This window comes from Pseudomonas sp. 09C 129 (assembly GCF_002843625.1).
GTDB lineage: Bacteria > Pseudomonadota > Gammaproteobacteria > Pseudomonadales > Pseudomonadaceae > Aquipseudomonas > Aquipseudomonas chlororaphis.
This window is the reverse complement of record NZ_CP025261.1, coordinates 3,467,340-3,486,097: the sequence shown is the minus strand read 5'-3', so window position 1 is coordinate 3,486,097 and position 18,758 is coordinate 3,467,340. Positions and strand designations below refer to the sequence as shown.

At 64.9% G+C, this 18,758-nt stretch carries 20 protein-coding genes; 16 read left to right on the top strand and 4 right to left on the bottom strand.

The window, feature by feature from the left end:
* Positions 1–101 precede the first annotated feature (101 nt).
* The 14 genes from CXQ81_RS15880 (at position 102) to CXQ81_RS15815 (ending at position 13,437) form a co-directional block, all read left to right on the top strand.
* Entirely contained in the window at positions 102–833 is a 732-nt protein-coding gene (locus CXQ81_RS15880; RefSeq protein ID WP_007920971.1) for a YjfI family protein, read from the top strand.
* 26 nt (positions 834–859) lie between these two features.
* Positions 860–1,561, top strand: coding sequence for a PspA/IM30 family protein (locus CXQ81_RS15875; RefSeq protein WP_053260905.1), 702 nt, complete (start codon positions 860–862; stop codon positions 1,559–1,561).
* 194 nt (positions 1,562–1,755) lie between these two features.
* The gene (locus CXQ81_RS15870) at positions 1,756–2,322 is read left to right on the top strand and encodes a rhomboid family intramembrane serine protease (RefSeq protein WP_101339424.1); all 567 of its coding nucleotides are present in this window, start codon (positions 1,756–1,758) and stop codon (positions 2,320–2,322) included.
* A gap of 69 nt (positions 2,323–2,391) precedes the next feature.
* Positions 2,392–3,426, top strand: coding sequence for a potassium channel family protein (locus CXQ81_RS15865; protein ID WP_007920975.1), 1,035 nt, complete (start codon positions 2,392–2,394; stop codon positions 3,424–3,426).
* A complete protein-coding gene (locus tag CXQ81_RS15860; RefSeq protein WP_053260903.1) occupies positions 3,413–4,063 on the top strand; it encodes a DUF2491 family protein in 651 nt (216 codons plus the stop codon). The genes CXQ81_RS15865 and CXQ81_RS15860 overlap by 14 nt, the downstream gene beginning before the upstream one ends.
* A 15-nt stretch (positions 4,064–4,078) precedes the next feature.
* Complete coding sequence (locus CXQ81_RS15855) at positions 4,079–4,507, top strand: DUF350 domain-containing protein (protein WP_009043573.1); 429 nt, start codon at positions 4,079–4,081, stop codon at positions 4,505–4,507.
* Between the two features lie 20 nt (positions 4,508–4,527).
* Positions 4,528–5,244 (top strand): DUF1190 domain-containing protein, encoded by a 717-nt coding sequence (locus tag CXQ81_RS15850; RefSeq protein ID WP_101337766.1) that lies wholly within the window; start codon positions 4,528–4,530, stop codon positions 5,242–5,244.
* Between the two features lie 11 nt (positions 5,245–5,255).
* Positions 5,256–6,413 (top strand): glutathionylspermidine synthase family protein, encoded by a 1,158-nt coding sequence (locus CXQ81_RS15845; RefSeq protein ID WP_101337765.1) that lies wholly within the window; start codon positions 5,256–5,258, stop codon positions 6,411–6,413.
* Positions 6,414–6,850: 437 nt separating this feature from the next.
* Positions 6,851–7,135 carry a hypothetical protein gene (locus CXQ81_RS15840; RefSeq protein WP_007920982.1) on the top strand — a complete coding sequence of 95 codons (285 nt, stop codon included), beginning with the start codon at positions 6,851–6,853 and terminating at the stop codon, positions 7,133–7,135.
* A 289-nt stretch (positions 7,136–7,424) separates the two neighbouring features.
* The gene (mgtA, locus tag CXQ81_RS15835; protein ID WP_101337764.1) at positions 7,425–10,139 is read left to right on the top strand and encodes a magnesium-translocating P-type ATPase; all 2,715 of its coding nucleotides are present in this window, start codon (positions 7,425–7,427) and stop codon (positions 10,137–10,139) included.
* A 154-nt stretch (positions 10,140–10,293) separates the two neighbouring features.
* On the top strand, positions 10,294–10,509 hold the full coding sequence (locus tag CXQ81_RS15830) for a hypothetical protein (RefSeq protein ID WP_101337763.1): 216 nt from the start codon (positions 10,294–10,296) through the stop codon (positions 10,507–10,509).
* A gap of 21 nt (positions 10,510–10,530) precedes the next feature.
* The gene (locus CXQ81_RS15825) at positions 10,531–12,240 is read left to right on the top strand and encodes a Na/Pi cotransporter family protein (protein WP_101337762.1); all 1,710 of its coding nucleotides are present in this window, start codon (positions 10,531–10,533) and stop codon (positions 12,238–12,240) included.
* Complete coding sequence (locus tag CXQ81_RS15820) at positions 12,228–12,581, top strand: DUF2493 domain-containing protein (protein WP_101337761.1); 354 nt, start codon at positions 12,228–12,230, stop codon at positions 12,579–12,581. Before CXQ81_RS15825 ends, CXQ81_RS15820 begins: the two co-directional genes overlap by 13 nt.
* A gap of 70 nt (positions 12,582–12,651) precedes the next feature.
* Positions 12,652–13,437, top strand: a complete 786-nt coding sequence (locus CXQ81_RS15815; protein ID WP_101337760.1) for a hypothetical protein — start codon at positions 12,652–12,654, stop codon at positions 13,435–13,437.
* A gap of 127 nt (positions 13,438–13,564) precedes the next feature.
* Here CXQ81_RS15815 and CXQ81_RS15810 read toward each other — a convergent pair whose 3' ends face one another.
* The 3 genes from CXQ81_RS15810 to CXQ81_RS15800 form a co-directional block, all read right to left on the bottom strand.
* The gene (locus CXQ81_RS15810; RefSeq protein ID WP_101337759.1) at positions 13,565–14,194 is read right to left on the bottom strand and encodes a LysE family translocator; all 630 of its coding nucleotides are present in this window, start codon (positions 14,192–14,194) and stop codon (positions 13,565–13,567) included.
* Positions 14,195–14,251: 57 nt separating this feature from the next.
* Positions 14,252–15,172: a pyridoxal-phosphate dependent enzyme gene (locus CXQ81_RS15805; protein ID WP_007920994.1), complete on the bottom strand. Its 921-nt coding sequence runs from the start codon at positions 15,170–15,172 to the stop codon at positions 14,252–14,254.
* An 86-nt stretch (positions 15,173–15,258) separates the two neighbouring features.
* Positions 15,259–15,915 (bottom strand): ribonuclease T2, encoded by a 657-nt coding sequence (locus CXQ81_RS15800; RefSeq protein ID WP_053260895.1) that lies wholly within the window; start codon positions 15,913–15,915, stop codon positions 15,259–15,261.
* A gap of 436 nt (positions 15,916–16,351) precedes the next feature.
* Here CXQ81_RS15800 and CXQ81_RS15795 point away from each other — a divergent pair, with 436 nt between their 5' ends.
* Positions 16,352–17,050: an AzlC family ABC transporter permease gene (locus tag CXQ81_RS15795; protein ID WP_101337758.1), complete on the top strand. Its 699-nt coding sequence runs from the start codon at positions 16,352–16,354 to the stop codon at positions 17,048–17,050.
* Complete coding sequence (locus tag CXQ81_RS15790) at positions 17,050–17,361, top strand: AzlD domain-containing protein (RefSeq protein WP_009043562.1); 312 nt, start codon at positions 17,050–17,052, stop codon at positions 17,359–17,361. Before CXQ81_RS15795 ends, CXQ81_RS15790 begins: the two co-directional genes overlap by 1 nt.
* A 159-nt stretch (positions 17,362–17,520) precedes the next feature.
* Here the strand turns inward: CXQ81_RS15790 and CXQ81_RS15785 are convergent, their stop codons facing one another.
* On the bottom strand, positions 17,521–18,741 hold the full coding sequence (locus CXQ81_RS15785; protein ID WP_101337757.1) for a cytochrome c biogenesis protein DipZ: 1,221 nt from the start codon (positions 18,739–18,741) through the stop codon (positions 17,521–17,523).
* Positions 18,742–18,758 lie beyond the last annotated feature (17 nt).

The following is an 18,758-nucleotide window of genomic DNA, read 5'->3' as shown; positions in this document are numbered from 1 at the left end:
GTTTCGCCGAGCTAAAAAAAATATCACGCGTGAGTCATTGAGCCGTAACAAAATCCCCTGTAATGTTCTCACGCGTGATACGTGCACAACGGAGTCACCCCATGAAAAAGACCCTCCCGGCCAGGCAGCCTGCTGACCTACCGGCTTCCTCAGAGAGTCGACAAGGAGAGCGCTCGAAAGCTTCCAGCAGTAAGGCCTCCAGCAACAAGGCCCCCAGCAAGGCTTCCGCCAAGAAGCCGTCGAGCTTCTACATGAAGCAGATGCGCGCGGGCCTGAGTGCCGCTGGTTATGTGAAACACGAAACCTGGGTACTTCCGGAAAACCGGAGCGTGCTCAAGCACATTGAGAAGAAGCTGCGCCAACCCCTGATCGGCGGCGCACCGGTATTGGAGAATGACATGATCGCAGGTGAGAACTGGACCATCGACCGCCTCTTCGGCGCCTTGCAGGCCCTGGACGAAGTGACCTCGAACGAAATCGGCCTGAGCCTGATTCAAGGCGCCGAGCCAAGCATCAAGCTGGAAATGCACGACTTCGGCGGCCTGCCGATCTACATCGCGGTGGTCGGCGAGCAGATCATCGTCGACACCGTGCTGGTGGACCTGGAGTCGATCAACGACGTTGCCCGCTTCAATGACGCGGTGCTGCGCAGCCGGGAGATGTTCCCCCTCTCCTCGATCGGCATCGAGTCCATGCCCAACGGCCAGACCGTCTACAACATGTTCGGCGCCCTGAGCGCCAGCTCGAACCTGACCAACGTGGTGACCGAGGTCAAGACCCTGGTGGACAACGTCCAACGCGCCACCGAAGCCTTCGAAAGCTTCTTCAACTGATTGCCGAGAATCCGGAGTACACCTACATGACTCAGTCCATCTGGAACAAACTGTTCACTGCCCTGCGCGGCGGCGCCAACGAAGTCGGCGAAAGCATCGCCGACCAGCAGGCCCTGCGCATCCTCGACCAGGAAATCCGCGACGCCGACAACGCCCTGTCCAACGCCAAGCGCGAGCTGGTCACCATCATGGCCAAGCACAAGCTGTCCACTGAGCGGGTCAGCGAATTCACCGCGAAGATCGCCGACCTGGAGTCCAAGGCCCTCGCCTCGCTGCAGGCCAACCGCGAAGACCTGGCCCTGGAAGTCGCCGAAGCCATCTCGACCCTGACCACCGGCCTGGAAGCGGAGCAGAAGCAAGCCAGCGAATTCGGCGCCTACGCCGAGAATATGCGCAAGGACATCGGCAAGGCCGAAGCGCGCATCCGCAGCCTGCGCCAACAAGTGGACATGGCCAAGGCCCGGGAGAGCGTGCAGAAAGCCCAGGTCAGTGCCTCGATCGCCAGCGGCGGCGCCAACGGCAAGCTGGAAACCGCGGTCAACACCCTCAACCGCCTGCAAGCCAAGCAAGACCAGCGCGCGGCGGAAATGGAAGCCCAGGAGCAACTGGCCGATGCGAGCAACGGCAACGACCTGGAACGCCGCCTGCGCGAAGCCAACATCGTGCCGGACCAGGGCAGCGCCAACGCCATCCTCGAGCGCCTGAAAAAACAGAAGTCGGCCGAGTAAGCCCCCTCCTGTAGCCGCTGCCGCAGGCTGCGTACGACTGCGCAGCAGTCGCAAGGCCAGGCGGCGCGGCACTTCAGAGAGGCTGCGCACTCAGGTTTCGCGTCTGCTGCGTCGGAATGCCGCCCAAGCCGATCGCAGGCTTCGCCAGCGGCTACATCCGCGGTGCCCTTTTTCTGGCCTATGGGAGGGCCTCGATGGCCGTTGCAAATGGTTTCAAGACCCTGGCGGGCCTGGCCCTGGTAATGATCGCCGTACAGGTGCTCAACAGCCTGAGCGGCTACAGCCTGAATATCTTCGGCCTGATCCCGCGCACTCTGCAGGGTTTGCCGGGGATACTCGCCTCGCCCTTTCTCCACGGCTCCTTTACCCACCTGACCGCCAACCTGGTGCCCTTCCTGATCCTCGGCGCCATGGTGATCGCCGAAGGCCAGCGGCGCTTCGTGGTGGTCAGCCTGATCATCATCCTGCTCGGCGGCGCGCTGGTCTGGCTGTTCGGCTTCAGGGGCATCCACGTCGGCGCCAGCGCCTGGGTCTTCGGCCTGTGGGCCTACATCCTCACCCGCGCCTGGTTATTGCGCAGTTGGAGCAGCCTGCTGGCCGCCGCGGTGACGATGTTTCTGTATTCCGGCCTGGTCCTGGGGTTCCTGCCACGGGCCGGGGTGTCCTTCGAAGGGCACATCTTTGGCGCCTTCGCGGGGTTTATCGCAGCAAAAGTGCTTTTATCCGGCGCCAAGCCGATGTCTAATGCCGCGCGGCAATGAGCCATGCCTTGCCCGGGCACGGCGCGCTGCATCACGGATAGATCTGCTCATCAGGAAATCAGGGATTCGATGTCGATTTTCATCTTGCTTCGGGTATACGCGGCCACCTTCTTCCAGCGCTTCGGCTGGATGGGCCTGGCCATCGCGCTCGGCGTGCATGCCGCGACCTCCTATCTCGGCCTGGTGGCCCTGGGCGAGCAGCACCTCACCGCGCCCGCGACCTTCATCTATTTCTATTTCACCACCACCCTGACCGTGGGTTATGGCGACCTGTCGCCGCAATCCGCCGCTGGCCGGGTGTTCGTCGCCGTGTGGGTGATGCTCGGCGGCATCGCGCTGCTGACCGCGGCCATCGGCAAGACCACCAGCAGCGTTATGGACCTATGGAGAAAAGGCATGAAAGGCAAAGGCGACTTCACCGGCCAGACCGGGCATACCGTGCTGGTCGGCTGGGAAGGTGCGTCCAGCGAGCGGGTGATCGAATTGCTGCTGCAGGACGAAACCTCCAACGACAACCTGATCGTCATCTGCGACGCCAGCCTCGACGAGAACCCGATGCAGGGCAAGGCCGCCTTCGTCAAGGGCGAAAGCCTGTCGTCCGCGGCCCTGCTGTTGCGTGCCGGGGTGCCCGGCGCCGAACGGGTGCTGGTGCGCACCAGCTCCGACGACCTGACCCTGGCCAGTGTGCTGGCGATCAACCAGCTGCGCCCCAGCGGCCACGTGGTCGCCCACTTCAACGACAGCGAAATCGCCACCCTGGCCGCCTCCTACGCACCGAAGCTGGAGTGCACCTCGAGCATGGCCATCGAGATGCTGGTGCGCTCCTCCCAGGACCCGGGCTCCTCGGTGGTGATCAACGAACTGCTGTGCGTCGGCCAGGGCGCCACCCAATACGTCATGCGTCTGCCCGAGACTTACGAAGGCCGTTTCGCCGAGCTCTACGTACACCTCAAGGAACGCTACAACGCCACCCTGATCGGCTACCGCGCCCGCGGCGCGCAACACCCGCAGATCAACCCGCACAGCGATACGCGGATCCAGGGCGGCGAACTCTTCTACATCGCTTCCAGCCGCCTCAAGGACATCGACAATGGGATGGTTTAAACGCTTTCTGGGGCTCCAGGCCCCGGCCACCACAAGCTCGAGTTTCGCCACCGGCCCACTGGGCCTGAGCATGGGCGCGGGCATCCGCTTCGATGCCAGCCTCAAGCTGCTGCTCGCCGACAACAGCCGCGTGGCGATTCCCGGCGACCAGGCGGTCTACAGCGAAGGCCTGGTGGACCTGGGCCAGTCCGAATGGCTGTCGCGCTACTACCTGGACGACGAGGACTACTGGCTGCAGGTGCACACCAGCGGCGGCATCGACGGCCAGGTCAAATCGATCATCCTGTTCAACTACCTGAGCAACCAGGCCGTCAACAGCGAAGCCGAGCTGCGGCGCCTGGCCGGCCCGAACAGCCTGATCGGCCAGCCCACCTACAGCCTCGACGGCGTCGAGTACCTGCGCGAATGGGGCACCGAAGCCGGACAGACCGAGCTGGTGCCGCTGCGCGAGCAGGTGTCCAAGCCGGACGAGACCTTCGCCTTCGAAAGCCATTCGATGCTGTATGCCCGCGACACCGGCCTGACCAATCGCCGCGAGTTCCTGCTGTTTTCCGTGGAGCAATACGCCGACGGCAGCGTCAGCCTGGTGACCTCACTGGGCATTTCCCTGTACATGACCGACCTGCAAACCCTCTGACAAGGACCAGAACCCATGCTTGAAGCCCTTTCCATCTCCCTGAACAAATTCGCCGTGGTCGGTTTCCTGACCTACATCCTCGGCGCGGCCGTGCTGTTCGCCCTGTTCCAGTTCGTCTACACCCGCCTGACGCCGCACAAGGAGTTCCAGCTGATCCGCGAGGGCAACGTCTCCGCCGCCATCGCCCTGGGCGGCGCCATCATCGGTTTCGCCATCCCGGCGAGCAACGTCATCGCCTACTCCATCAGCCTGCTGGACTTCGCCGTCTGGGCGCTGATCGCCGCCGTGGTGCAACTGCTGGCGTTCCTGATGACCAGCCTGGTGCTCAAGGGCACGTCGCAGCGCATCCGCAACGGCGAAATCGCCGCCGGCATCTATGTCGCCGCCGTGGCCATCAGCGTCGGCCTGCTCAACGCCGCCTGCATGACCCCTTCGCAGAACTGATCGACCGCACGGAGCCCTCGATGAAACGAAGCCAATACGTTCAGCTCTCCCTGGCCGCCTCGGTGGCCCTGGCGATCTCGGGCTGCAACTCGGAGCCGGAGACCCTCGCGGTCCAGCAGAAATTCAACTTCCAGTCGGTGCAGGAATGCGTGGACGGCAAGATCGCCGTGGACGTCTGCTCCGATGCCTATATCAAGGCCATGGCGGAGCACCGCGCCCAGGCGCCGGTCTACGACAACCAGGCCGACTGCGATGCCGACTTCGTCGAAAACTGGTGCCAGGTGGACTCCAGCGGCAAGTTCGTGCCCAAGCTCGGCGGCTTTGAAATCAACGCCCAGGGCGCCTTCACCCGCGAACAGCTGGCAGCGGCCGGGGTCAGCCCCGAGGCTGGCCGCAGCTCGTCGTTCAGCAGCAATGACAGCGGCCTGCTCACCGGCCTGCTGATCGGCAACCTGCTCAGCGGCGGCAACCGCAACTATTACTCCGAGCCGGTCTACCGCTATCGCGACGACCGCGGCAGCTACGCCAACTCGACGCTCAACCAGCGCATCGCCAGCGGCTCGACCTTCTCCAAGTCGCGCCAGGCGCAGTCGGGCAGCGGTTTGCGGACCACCACCCGGCCGATGTCCGTGTCCTCCTCCACCTCCCGCGGCGGCTTCGGCAGCCAGGCCAGCGCCCGCAGCGGCTGGGGCGGCTCCAGCTCCTCGAGCTGGAGTTCGGGACGCTCGAGCAGCTAAGGAGGCGCGCCATGAAGAAGATCCCCTGCAACGAACGCCCGGACTGGCGACAGACCGCGCAAAAACTCGGCTTCCTGTTCCACACCATCGACGGCGAAGCCTACTGGGACGAAAGCGCCTACTACCAGTTCAGCCTCAAGCAGATCGAGGACGACCTGGAAGACCCGACCACCGAGATCCATGAGATGTGCATGGACCTGGTGGACCGGGTGGTGCGCAGCGAGGCCCTGCTCGATCGCCTGAGCATCCCGCCGGCCTTCTACGACATGATCCGCACTTCATGGCTCGACGGTCACCCGCACCTCTACGGCCGCCTGGATTTTTCCTATAACGGCCAGGGCCCGGCCAAGCTGCTGGAGCTCAACTACGACACCCCCACCAGCCTCTATGAAACCGCGGCGTTCCAATGGGGCTGGCTGGAGCAGAACATCGAGCGCGGCCTGCTGCCGCGGCATGCCGACCAGTTCAACAGCATCGACACCCGGCTGCACCAGGCTTTCGCCCAGCTGGGGATCGAGCGTCCTTTCTATTTCGCCTCGATGAAGGATTCGGTGGAGGACCGCGCCACCACCGACTACCTGCGCCTGATCGCGGAAAAGGCCGGCATCGAGTCGCGGCATATCGACGTGGAAGACATCGGCCTCACCGCCGAAGGCCGCTTCGTCGATCTGCAGGACCGCTGGATCCCGCACCTGTTCAAGCTGCACGCCTGGGAGTTCATCTTCCACGAACCCTTCGGCGCGGCGATCGCCGCCAGCGACACGCAGTTCTTCGAGCCGGCGTGGAAATCCATCCTCTCCAACAAGGGCATCCTGCCGCTGCTCTGGGAAGCCCACCCGGGCCACCCGAACCTGCTGGAAACCCACCTGGACCCGCACCCGCAACGCGAGGTGCCCAAGGGCTGGGTGCGCAAGCCGTTCTTTTCCCGCGAAGGCGCCAACATCGAGTTGCGCACCCCGCAGGACGAGGTGGTCAAGGAAGACGGTCCCTACACCGACGCGCCCTACATCCTGCAGTCCTTCGCCCCGCTGCCGCGCTTTGGCGACAGCTACACCCTGATCGGCTCCTGGGTCATCGGCGACCAGGCCGCCGGTATCGGCGTGCGTGAAGACGACAGCCTGATCACCAAGGACTCCAGCCGCTTCCTGCCGCACCTGATCCTCGACTGACGATTCGCCCTATTCGCCGGGGCGCGCAATGCGCCTCGGCCTGTTCCTCAACGGCTACAGCACAATAACTATCTCCAGCATTGTTATGGCCGTCATTCAGAACTGCCTTATATAACTTGCCCATCATTTATCTGAGTTCCGCTACAGACCTTGCTTAAAGCTGAACGAACATATGATTCGTGGCAATTTAATCTTGACTTGACAGGTGGCCCTGAGTAAATTGCGCGGGCCGGCCAAACCGGCCTTTTTTCAACTCACAAAAGAAGCCAATGGACACAGTATCTAGACGCTGTCTGGTCGATGCGCTTGCGCAGGGCTGGGCACTTAACCCAGAACATGACGGGACTCGACTTTTCGGTCGGGTGAGCTGCGCTAGAGCTTGACGCTCCTTCGTAACTTGCCTTCACCGGAGCCAGTCCGGTCGCGAGGCAACTGTTATGAACTTCAAATCCACTGTAATGCCCGGCGTACGCGCCTTTGCATCGACCATGCGGGTCAAGCCCTGCGCTGAGCGCGCAGCCGTTTCCCGGGTCGGTACCCTGTATTCCACCCCCTCCTCGCAAACCCGGCCGCGGGCCAACTGGCGCGTCTGCCCGGTCACCTGCCGGCTCCAGCAACGCTGGAGTTTCGACGACAGCCAGGACCCTCAGAGTCGGAGCCTGGCCGGCCTCCTCATGCAGGCCGGCCTGCTGCTGAGCCTGTCCCGGGACTCGCACTTCTAGTTCAACCGAAGGCACTTTCAAGTCCTTCCTTAACGTTTTCCCTAATAAGGAATTCGGCAACTTCCTATTGCCTGCTTACAACTAAAAGTTGGTGGTAATTGTTATGGACGAAGCCAGTAGTAGGTTCGTCGCCTGTTCATGTTCATTGAATAGGCGGCGAACGTTAAAACCAATAAAACGCAACTACCTGAATCGATCGCTTACTTGCGGCTCGACATACGTTCGCTCGTCTTTGAATAGGTGAGTGGTCTGTGTGTCGTGCCGCAAGCCTGCGGCAGGAGCACACGTAATGACTACGGTAAAAACCCGCACCTCCTCCTCGCAAAACTCCACCCGCGACGACACCCGGCTGTCGATGCGCGCCGCCCGCGAAGCGCAGAACAGCCTTGGCGTGACCCTGGACAACGTCAAGTCGAACGCCAACGGCCTGACCGAGCTCGACGCCGAAGGCCGCCTGCAGCGCGACGGCTTCAACGAAGTGGCCCACGACCGGCCGCCTCATGCCCTGGTGCAATTGCTGCAAGCCTTCAACAACCCGTTCATCTATGTGCTGATGACGCTGACCGCCATCAGCTTCTTCACCGACTTCTGGCTGCCCCTGCAAGCCGGCGAGGAAACCGACCTGACCGGGGTGATCATCGTCCTGGTCATGGTCCTGGCCAGCGGCCTGATGCGCTTCTGGCAGGAATACCGATCGGCCAAGGCCGCCGAGGCGCTCAAGGCCATGGTGCGGACCACCGCCACCGTGCTGCGCCGCGAGCAGATGGGCATGAAAGCCGCGCTGCGCGAAGTGCCGATGCGCGACCTGGTGGTCGGCGACATCGTGCAGCTGTCGGCCGGCGACATGATCCCCGCCGATATCCGCCTGATCGAATCCCGCGACCTGTTCATCAGCCAGGCGGTGCTGACCGGCGAGGCGCTGCCGGTGGAGAAGTACGACACCCTGGGCGCGGTGCAGGAGAAATCCGCCCACCGCACGGCGGCCGACCAGCAGGACCTGCTCGACCTGCCGAACATCTGCTTCATGGGCACCAACGTGGTCAGCGGCACCGCCACCGCGGTGGTGGTAGCCACCGGGTCGCGCACCTACTTCGGCTCCCTGGCGCGTTCCATCGTCGGCTCGCGGACCCAGACCGCCTTCGACCGCGGGGTGAACAGCGTCAGCTGGCTGCTGATCCGCTTCATGCTGGTGATGGTGCCGGTGGTGCTGCTGATCAACGGTTTCACCAAGGGTGACTGGGCCGAAGCCTTCATGTTCGCCCTGGCGGTGGCCGTCGGCCTGACCCCGGAAATGCTGCCGATGATCGTCAGCGCCAACCTGGCCAAGGGCGCCGCGGCCATGGCCAAGCGCAAGGTGGTGGTCAAGCGCCTCAACGCGATCCAGAACTTCGGCGCCATGGACGTGCTGTGCACCGACAAGACCGGCACCCTGACCCAGGACCGGATCATCCTCGAGCACCACGTCGATATCAGCGGCAGCCGCTGCGACCAGGTGCTGCAACTGGCCTGGCTCAACAGCTATCACCAGAGCGGCATGAAGAACCTGATGGACCGCGCGGTGGTGAGCTACGCCGAAAACAACCCGAAGTTCAGCGCGCCCGACGCCTGGAGCAAGGTCGATGAACTGCCGTTCGATTTCGTCCGCCGGCGCCTCTCGGTGATCCTCGCCGACGCCAGCGGCCATCACCTGCTGGTGTGCAAGGGCGCGGTCGAGGAAATGCTCGATACCGCCACCCGGGTGCGCCAGGACGGCGTCACCGTGGCCCTCGACGCCGGGCGCCGGGCGGCGCTGCTGGAGCTGGCCGAGGAATACAACCGCGACGGTTTCCGCGTGCTGCTGGTCGGCACCCGCGACCTGGCGCCGGGGCAGACCCGCCAGCAGTACAGCGCCAGCGACGAGCGCGAGCTGATCATCGAAGGCTTCCTGACCTTCCTCGATCCGCCCAAGGAAACCGCCGGCCCGGCCATCGCCGCGCTGCGCGAGAACGGCGTGACGGTGAAGGTGCTGACCGGCGACAACCCGATCGTCACCGCGAAGATCTGCCGCGAAGTCGGCCTGGAAGTCGGCCAGCCGCTGCTCGGACGGGATATCGAGCACATGGACGACGCGGTGCTCGCGCGCCTGGTGGAAGAGCGCACGGTGTTCGCCAAGCTCACCCCGCTGCAGAAATCCCGGGTACTCAAGGCCCTGCAGGCCAACGGGCACACCGTGGGTTTCCTCGGCGACGGCATCAACGACGCCCCGGCGCTGCGCGACGCCGACGTCGGTATCTCGGTGGACAGCGGCACCGACATCGCCAAGGAATCGGCGGACATCATCCTCCTGGAAAAGAGCCTGATGGTGCTCGAAGAAGGGGTGATCAAGGGCCGCGAGACCTTCGGCAACATCATGAAGTACCTGAACATGACCGCCAGTTCCAACTTCGGCAACGTGTTCTCGGTGCTGGTGGCCAGTGCGTTCATTCCGTTCCTGCCGATGCTGGCGATCCACCTGCTGCTGCAGAACCTGATGTACGACATCTCCCAGCTGTCGCTGCCGTGGGACAAGATGGACAAGGAATTCCTGCGCAAGCCACGCAAGTGGGACGCCAAGAACATCGGGCGCTTCATGCTGTGGATCGGGCCGACCTCGTCGATCTTCGACATCACCACCTACGCCCTGATGTGGTTCGTGTTCGCCGCCAACAGCGTGGAAATGGCCGCCCTGTTCCAGTCCGGCTGGTTCATCGAAGGCCTGCTCTCGCAGACCCTGGTGGTGCACATGCTGCGGACCCAGAAGATCCCGTTCATCCAGAGCACCGCGGCGCTGCCGGTGATGCTGATGACCGGCCTGGTGATGGCCCTGGGTATCTACGTGCCGTTCTCGCCGCTGGGTGCAATGGTCGGCCTGGTACCGCTGCCGTGGGAATACTTCCCTTGGCTGGTCGGCACCCTGCTGTGCTACTGCGTCGTCGCCCAGACCATGAAGACCCTCTACATCCGTCGCTTCAAGCAATGGTTCTGAGGAACTGAGCCGGGACCGCGTCATTGGCCGCAGCAAGACATGTTCATGCTCGGCGATGACGCGGTTCTTCCGATAGCCAGTGGCGCGCCAATCGCGGGCAAGTCGGATCGCCGCCCGCTCGCTCCTACGGTTTTGTGCCGCCCGGAGAACAACCATGAAACCGATCACCGAGCTGCTGGCCCGCGGCGAGCGCACCTTGCGCGCCCTGCTGGTGAGCACCCTGGAAGGTATCGCCATCCTGATCACCCTGGTCGGCATCCGCCTGTATGCCAGGGGCCTGTTGAGCCGCGTTGCCATTCGCCTGCTGCTGGGCTTTGCCAGCGCCCTTCATCGCCGCTGCATCCGTCTGCTGCGATCCGCCAAGCCATGAAACACACAAGGGAGAGTCCTCATGTCGGGAACTACTCTGCTGATCAACCTCGCTGGCTCCATCGCCCTGCTGCTGTGGGGCACCCAGATGATTTCCTCGGCGCTGCTGCGCGGCTTCGGCACCCAGCTGCGCCAGTGGCTGGGGCAGCATCTGAACAACCGCTGGATGGCCCTGCTGTCCGGCATCGCCATCACCGGGGTCCTGCAAAGCAGCACCGCGGTGAGCCTGATGGCCAGCTCCTTTACCGCCACCGGCACCCTGGGCCTGGCCCCCGCGCTGGCGGTGATGCTCGGGGCCAATATCGGCTCGACCCTGGTGGTGCAACTGCTCAGCGTCGATATCTCGATCCTCACGCCGCTGGTGCTGCTGGCGGGCTTTATCGTGTTCCGCCTGCGCGACGACTCGCGTTTTGAAAGCCTCGGCTGCGCGCTGATCGGCCTGGGGCTGATGCTGCTGGCCCTGCGCATGCTCGGCGGCACCCTGGGCGAAGTGGAAGGCACGCCGGTGTTCGCCGCGCTGATGCGCGGCCTCGACGGCGACCTGCTGATTGCCCTGCTGGCGGCGGCGCTGCTGACCTGGCTGTGCCATTCCAGCGTCGCCGTGGTGCTGCTGGTGGCGTCCCTGGCCGCCACCGGGCTGCTGTCGTCGGTGACCGCCATGGCCCTGGTGCTGGGGATCAATATCGGCGGCGCCCTGCCGTCGCTGTTCAACGCCGATTCCAGCGTCGCCCGGCGCCTGCCCCTGGGCAATCTGCTGGTGCGCCTGTGCGGTGCCGCCGTGCTGCTGCCGTGCCTGCCCTGGATCGCCCAGAGCACGCCAGTCACCGCCCTCGACGCCAGCCAGCAGGTGGTCTACCTGCACAGCCTGTTCAACCTGGTGCTGGCCCTGCTGTTCATCGGCCTGACCGGGCCCATGGCGACGCTGCTCAGCCGCCTGCTGCCGGAGCCGCCGCGCGACGTCGACCCGGGCATGCCGCACTACCTGGACGAAGCCGGCCTGGCGGTGGCCAATATCGGCCTGTCCAACGCCGCCCGCGAGGCCCTGCGCCTGGCCGACATGCTGTCGCTGATGCTCGACCGGGTGCTGCGCCTGTTCCAGGCCTCGACCCCGGCCGGCGCCGATGAGGTGCGGCGCATCGACCAGTCGCTGGACCTGCTCAGCGCGGCGATCCGCGCCTACCTGGCGGATATCGGCCAGGACGGCATCAGCGACCAGGACGCCGATCGTGCCCAGGAAATCCTGCTGTTCGTGATCAACCTGGAACACGCCGGCGACATCCTCTCCAGCAGCCTGACCCAGTTGGCGGCGCGCCGGCTGCGGCGTGGCGAGCAGTTCTCGGTGTTCGAGCTGGACTGCATCGAGCCCTTGCACCAGGCCGTGGTCGACAGCCTGAGCCTGGCGATCACCGTGTTCCTGCGCGAAGACCTGGCCAACGCCCACCAACTGGTGAACCGCAAGGAACTGGTCAGGCGGCTGGAAGCCGACGCCAGCCGCGAGCACTTTCGCAGCCTGCGCGAAGACCGCACGGCCTGGGCCGAGTCCGGCGACATTTTCCAGCGGGTGCTGCGCGACTACCGGCGCGTGCACCACCACATCGCGGCCCTGGCCTATCCGGCGCTGGAGCGGGCCGGTGAACGCGACCTGGATAACGCCGAACTGGGCGAAATGCTGCTGGACAACCCGTTGAGCATCCAGCCGACGGCGCAGGAGACCGCACGATGCGTGTCCTGATCTGCGCCGGGCGCCACTGCGCCGACGTCCAGCTGTGCCGGCGGGTGCTCGACGCCTTTCAGCGCCTGCATGAAGTGCAGGTGCTGATCCACGGCGGCAACCAGTTCCTCGGCGCAGAAATAGAAGACTGGGGCCGGGAAATCGGCGCCAACATCGTGCGTTACCCGGCCAACTGGCAGCTGCACGGCAAGCTCGCCGAACGCCTGCGCAACGCCTTCATGTTGCGCGACAGCCGGCCGGACATGGTGATCGCCCTGCCCGGCGGCGACGACACCGAAGAGCTGGTGGCCCTGGCCAGGGCCGCCGGCATCCAGACCCTGTCAGTGAGCGACTGGCAATGACCCTTTTCCCACTCGACTACGCAGCGGCCCACACAGCGCGGCCGCTGCCCATGCCTTAGCGAGAACCGACATGTCCAAATACAGCCCTTCGCGCCACAACCGCTTCGCCAGCCTCACCCGCGACCTGCCCCCGGCGAAACGGCGCATGCTGCGACGCAACCTGATGTTCGTCACCATCACCCTGAGCCTGATCGGCCTGCTGACCCTGGTCGCCAAGGCCAACGCCGCGGGCGGCGCCTATGTGGTGGACGACGGCGCGATCAACGCCCCGGGAGAGTGCAACCTGGATATCTGGTACCAGAGCCTGCGTCACCAGGGTTCCAACCATGGCGCGGTGATCTCCCCGGCCTGCACCTTCGCCGGCCTGCCCTGGTTGCAGGTGGGTGCCGCCATCGAGCGCAACCGTGAGGATGGCCACGGCGAAACCCAGCTGAGCCCGCAACTCAAGGCGCAACTGTGGAACCGCGAAGACCTGGGCCTGCAGCTGGCGCTGGCGACGTCCGCGCATTTCGCCCTCAACCGCAACCACTCGTTCGACGGTGGCGACATCAGTCTGCCCCTGACTTATCAGCCCCTGGACAGCCTGCGCCTGAACCTCAACGCCGGCTGGGCCCACGCCTATGACGACGGCCAGCAGAACCACCGCTGGACCTGGGGCGGCGGCTTCGAATACGACCTGGGCGAACGCCTGACCCTAGTCGCCGAGCGTTACGGCCAGCGCGGCGGCGAGCAGGCCTGGCAAGCCGGGCCACGGCTGCACCTGGGGGCGAACCTGGACCTCGACCTGGTGCTCGGTGGCCAGTTGAACGAAGGCCGCGACCGCTGGCTGACCGGCGGCGCGACCTTGAGGTTCTAGAGGCTTCTGCAGGAACGGCCGGCCGACGCCTGGCGATAGGCACGTCGCGGTGTGCCTGACACACCGCCTCGCGAGCAAGCTTCGCTCCTACAGAAGCAGGACGCCGGTCTATCGGGTCAATGCAGCTTCAACGGATATCGCTGCGCCGATACAGGCTCAGGCCCAGCGCCAGCACCGCGAGCATGCCAGCGCAGCTGCGGTTGATCCACAGCATCGCCCGCGCGGAGAAGGTGCGCATGGCATAGCGCCCGCCAAAGGCGTAGGTCGCCATCATCACGCAATTGATCGCCGTGCTGACCAGCGCCAGGATCAGGTACTGCTGCGCCACCGGCTGGTCGGGGCGCACGAACTGCGGCAGGAAGGCCGAGAAAAACAGCAACCCCTTGGGGTTCGACAACCCCACCAGCAATGAGCGCATGAATGCCCCGCGCCCGCTGCTGGCAGCGCCGCTGCTCTGCGCGGCCAGCGCCGTTGTCGGCGCCTTCCACAGCACCCACGCCAGGTACAACAGGTACGCCGCGCCGCCCCACTTGACGATGGAAAACAGCTGCTCGGAGGCTTGCAGCAACGCCCCCAGGCCGCAGCCCACCGCACCGATCAGCAGCAGGTCGGACAGCATCGCGCCAGCCATGCCGCAACCGGCGATGCGCATGCCATGGCTGGCACCGTTATTGAGAGCCAGCAGCATCGACGGCCCCGGGGTCATCATCACCGCGCTGACGGTGACGACGTACAAAAACAATGTGGTGGCGTCCATCCGAACCCTCCGTAAAACCACAGGTACAACAGGTCGGCCAGCATACACCAGGCGCTTTCAGCCCGGCAGCGAAGCGCCCCAGTCCGCCACCTGGCGGGCGCTGATGCTGACGCCGCCGCACACCACGATTACCACGTCCCGCGCCGCGGCGATGGCCGGGTGATCGAGGTAGGCCACCGCCAGCGAGACGCCGCAGGCCGGCTCCACCAATTGCCGCAGATCATCGGCATAACGCACCACGCCGAGGATCGCCTCGGCATCCGACAACACCAGCGACTGATAGGGAAAACCCTGGATCTGCTGCAACGGCCAGGCCGCCACCTGGGCCGCGCCGAGGGAACTGGCGACGGTGTCGATCTTCGCCAGTTTGACCGGATGCCCGGCCGCCAGCCCCGCAGCAAAGGAAGCGCTGCCGGTGGTTTCGCAGGTGATGATCCGGCAGTCCTGGCGCTGGTGGTGCAGCAGGCCGGTGAGGATGCCGGCCAACAAGCCTCCGCCACCCACCGACGCCACTATCGTGTCGACCTGCGGACAGTCTTCGAGGATTTCATCGACCATGCTGCTGTGCCCTTGCCACAGCACCGGGTGGTCGAAGGCCGGCACGTATTCGCTGTCGGCAGCGCTGCTCAGTTGCAGCGCGCGCTCGTTGGCTTCATCCCAGACCTGGCCATGCACCAGCACCTCGGCGCCGGTCCGGGCGATGCGTTCGCGGGTGGTTTGCGCGGTGGTCTGCGGCACCACGATGCAGGCTTGCAGGCCAAGGCTGGCCGCCGCCATCGCCGTGGCCAGCCCGGCATTGCCGCCGGAGGGACAGACCACGCGGCGCTTGCCCTGCCGCGCCGCCTGGGTACAGAGCAGGCCCAGGCCGCGCATCTTGAACGAGCCGCCGGGCTGCAGGTTTTCCAGCTTGAGCCAGATGCGCCGGGTGGCCGTGGACAACCCGGGATGCAGGATCAGGGGGGTGCGGATATGCAGCATCATGGGCTCCTTGGACGAAGACGGGCGTCTTGCAACCATAGATGCTCAGGCCAGCCTATGCCGCCTCCCTCCTGGCCGCTCGCCGGTCAGCGAATCGGCGGAATACGGATATCGCCTTGGCGGCACTGGGTGCGCACGCCCTTGCCACAGGCGCCGAACCCCAGGTTCTTGTCCAGGCAGACCCGCACTTCGGAGAGTTCCGGGCCGCTGCACAACACCGCTACGCCCTTCTCCGGGATGCCCGGGTTGGCCTGGCGGAACAACTGCTCGATCTCCCGGGCCTCGAAGTAATGCACGGTGGTCGAAGGTTCCAGCACCTGAGGAATCTTCACCTTGCCCAGGGCCTGGTCGGAGGTCTCCAGGTAGCCCATGGCGCCCAGACCGCTGCAGGTGCCGTGCTTGCTCCATTCGTGCTCCATCAGCTTGGCGGTGGGGAACAGGGTCAGGCCCTTGGCCCGCTCTTCGGCGTTCAGCTGTGTCAAGGGCGGGCAGGATTGCGGCCAGCCGCCCTTGGCGTATTGCGGCCACAGGCCATGCAGGACAAAACCGTAGCCTTTGCCGGAGCACTGCTCGTTTTCCGGATGGGTCAGGCAAAAGGTCGGCGACCAGGACAGCGACAGCAGGTAGTAGTCGAACACCCCGGCGACCGAGTCGCGCTGCTGTCGGGCCTCTCGTGCCTGGCTGACCCCGACGGTGCAGATCATCAGCGCGGCCAGTGCCGCGGTTGCGAACAGTTTTCTCATAGACCCTCTCCTTGGGATGGGGCAGTGAATGAACGGCCCCGTAGTGACCTGGCCGGTAGCGGCCAGACACTCTTCTTGGCACGGGGCTGTTGCAGGAAGATGACAGGCCGCCTCCCCCACGGGAGAAGCCGGCCGATACTAGCGAAGCGTTGTAGCAGACAGATCGGGTTGGCGCCATGGCCGACAGATTACGAACCGGTCATGGACTCGCGGTGAATACTAGCCTCTGTAGGAGCGAAGCTTGCTCGCGAGGCGTCGTATCAGGCACACCGCGTTACCCCAATCGCCGGCAATCGAGCGTCGACCGGCCGCTCCTACAGAAGCATCTGCGGGGTGAACGAAATAACGACCATCGGCGCCAAGTGCGCAAGATCGTTCAAGCCATTTCCGTCGCGGGCTGGCACAGTCGGTTCCCGTTCCTTGATTGCAGGCTGTCATGTCCAGCGTTCTTCTTCCCCGCACCGCGTTCCTGCGCGGCGCCGTTGCCATCCTGCCGCTGTCCCTGGCCACCGCGCCCTGGGGGCTGCTGGCGGGTTCCATGGCCATCGAGGCCAACCTCACGCCCCTGCAAGGCCAGGGCTTGTCGAGCATCGTCTTCGCCGGCGCCGCGCAACTGGTGGCGATCGGCATGCTCAAGGGCGGCGCGGGGATTTTCTCGATCCTGCTCACCACCCTGCTGCTGACCTCCCAGCACCTGCTGTACGGCATGAGCATGCGTTCGGTGATTTCGCCGCTACCAGGACGCTGGCGGGTCGGCCTGGGGTTCCTGCTCACCGATGAGCTGTTCGCCCTGACCAGCCAGCACGACAAACAGCAGTTCGACCGCTGGTACGCCCTCGGCGTGGGCCTGACGTTCTATATCGCCTGGAACCTGTTCACCCTGGCCGGCATCGTGCTCGGGCGCGCCATTCCCGGGCTCGAACACCTGGGCCTGGACTTCTCCATCGCCGCGACCTTTATCGCCCTGATCACGCCGCTGGTGCGCAACGTGCCGACCGTGGTCTGCGTGGCCGTATCGCTGTTCTGCTCGGTACTGTTCAGCTACTGGCAATGGGGCTCGGCCCTGGTGCTGTCGGGCCTGCTGGGCATGACCGCGGGTTTTCTCTGCAACAAGTTCTACCGGGAGCGCACATGATGGTCTGGGCAGTGATTTTCGGCATGGGCTTGCTGGTGTTTCTCAACCGCTATGTATTTCTCGAACCGCGCCTGCCGGTACGCCTGAGCAGCAACGCCCGGCAATTCCTCGGTTTCGCCGTACCGGGCATGCTCACCGCGATCTGCGGGCCGATCGTGTTCATGCCCGAGCACCAGCTGAACCTGGCCTACGACAACCCGTACCTGATCAGCTCGCTGGTGGCCATCGTGCTGGTGATCTACACCCGCAACACCCTGGTCAGCATGCTGCTGAGCATGGCGTTCTTTTTCCTGCTGCGGTGGTGGTTGTAGGGACTCGCGGTGTGCCTGACGCATCGCTTCGCGCGCAAGCTGCGCTCCTACGGAAGCGGAAGCCGGCGTCCGCCGCCGCTTCGGCTTCTGTAGCGATGGCGGCGACGCGGTGTAACTGAACACACCGCCTCGCAAACCACCGACCGCTGACGCCCCCATTTACGACGCCTTGGCTTCGCGCAACAACTGCTGGATCACCTGCTCCTGCGTCTCGTAACTGCCTTCGCCAAAGTGGCTGTAGCGCACCTGGCCGCGAGCGTCGACAAAATAGTGGGCCGGCCAGTACTGGTTGTCGAAGGCACGCCAGATCGCGTAGTCGTTGTCGATGGCCACCGGGTAGCCGATGTCCAGCTTGCGCACCTGGGCCTTGACGTTGTCGACGACCTTTTCAAAGGCGTATTCCGGGGTGTGCACGCCAATCACCACCAGCCCGTCCTTGGCATACTTTTTCGCCCAGGCGTTCACATACGGCAGGCTGTGCTTGCAGTTGATGCAGTCGTAGGTCCAGAAGTCCACCAGCACCACCTTGCCGCGCAAGGCTTCGGCGTCCAGCGACGGCGAGTTCAGCCATTGCACCGCGCCACTCAGCGAAGGCATCGGGCCCTTGCTCGGCAGCGTCTCGGCGGGTGCCGCGCCAGCCTTGTCGATCAGGTAGTCGAGGGCCTTGGGCACGCTCTTCAGCAGGCCCTGCTCGAGGGCCGCGCCGCCTTGGGACGAGGTGCTGGCCAGCAGGCGGTCGTCCACCCCGCTGCCGATCGCCACGGCCGCCAGCAACGCCAGGTAACCGGCGGCACGGCGCAACCAGGCGGTGGCCGGCAGGGACGGCTTGAGCCGGTTGACCAGCTCTCTTCCGGCAAAGATCAGCAACCCCAGGGACAGGGCACTGCCCAGGCCGTAGGCCAGTAGCAACAGGCTGGTCTGGGCGCTCGCCCCTTGCAGCATGGCGCCGGTCAGAATCACCCCGAGAATCGGCCCGGCACAGGGCGCCCAGAGCAGACCGGTGGCCACCCCCAGCAACAGCGCCGCCAAGGGCCCGGAGAACTTGCGCGCCCGATCGAGGCGCAGGCCGTCCAGGCGATTGCCCAGGTTGACCCAGGGGCGGGCCAGCCAGTTGCCGAAGCGGGTAAAGATCAGCGACAGCGCGAACAGCCCCAGCACAATCAGCGCCAGCTGGCGCCCGATGCCGTTGGCCCGGACGATCCAGTCGCTGCCGACCACCGCCAGGCTCGACACCAGGGCAAAGGTCAGCGCCATGCCGCCGAGGGTCAGCAGCACCGAGCCGCGCGAGCGGTCGGCCCGGGCGAACAGGAACGGCACCACCGGAAGGATGCAGGGGCTGAGGATGGTCAGGACCCCGCCGAGAAACGCTATGAGCAACATGGCATCACCTGTGATCG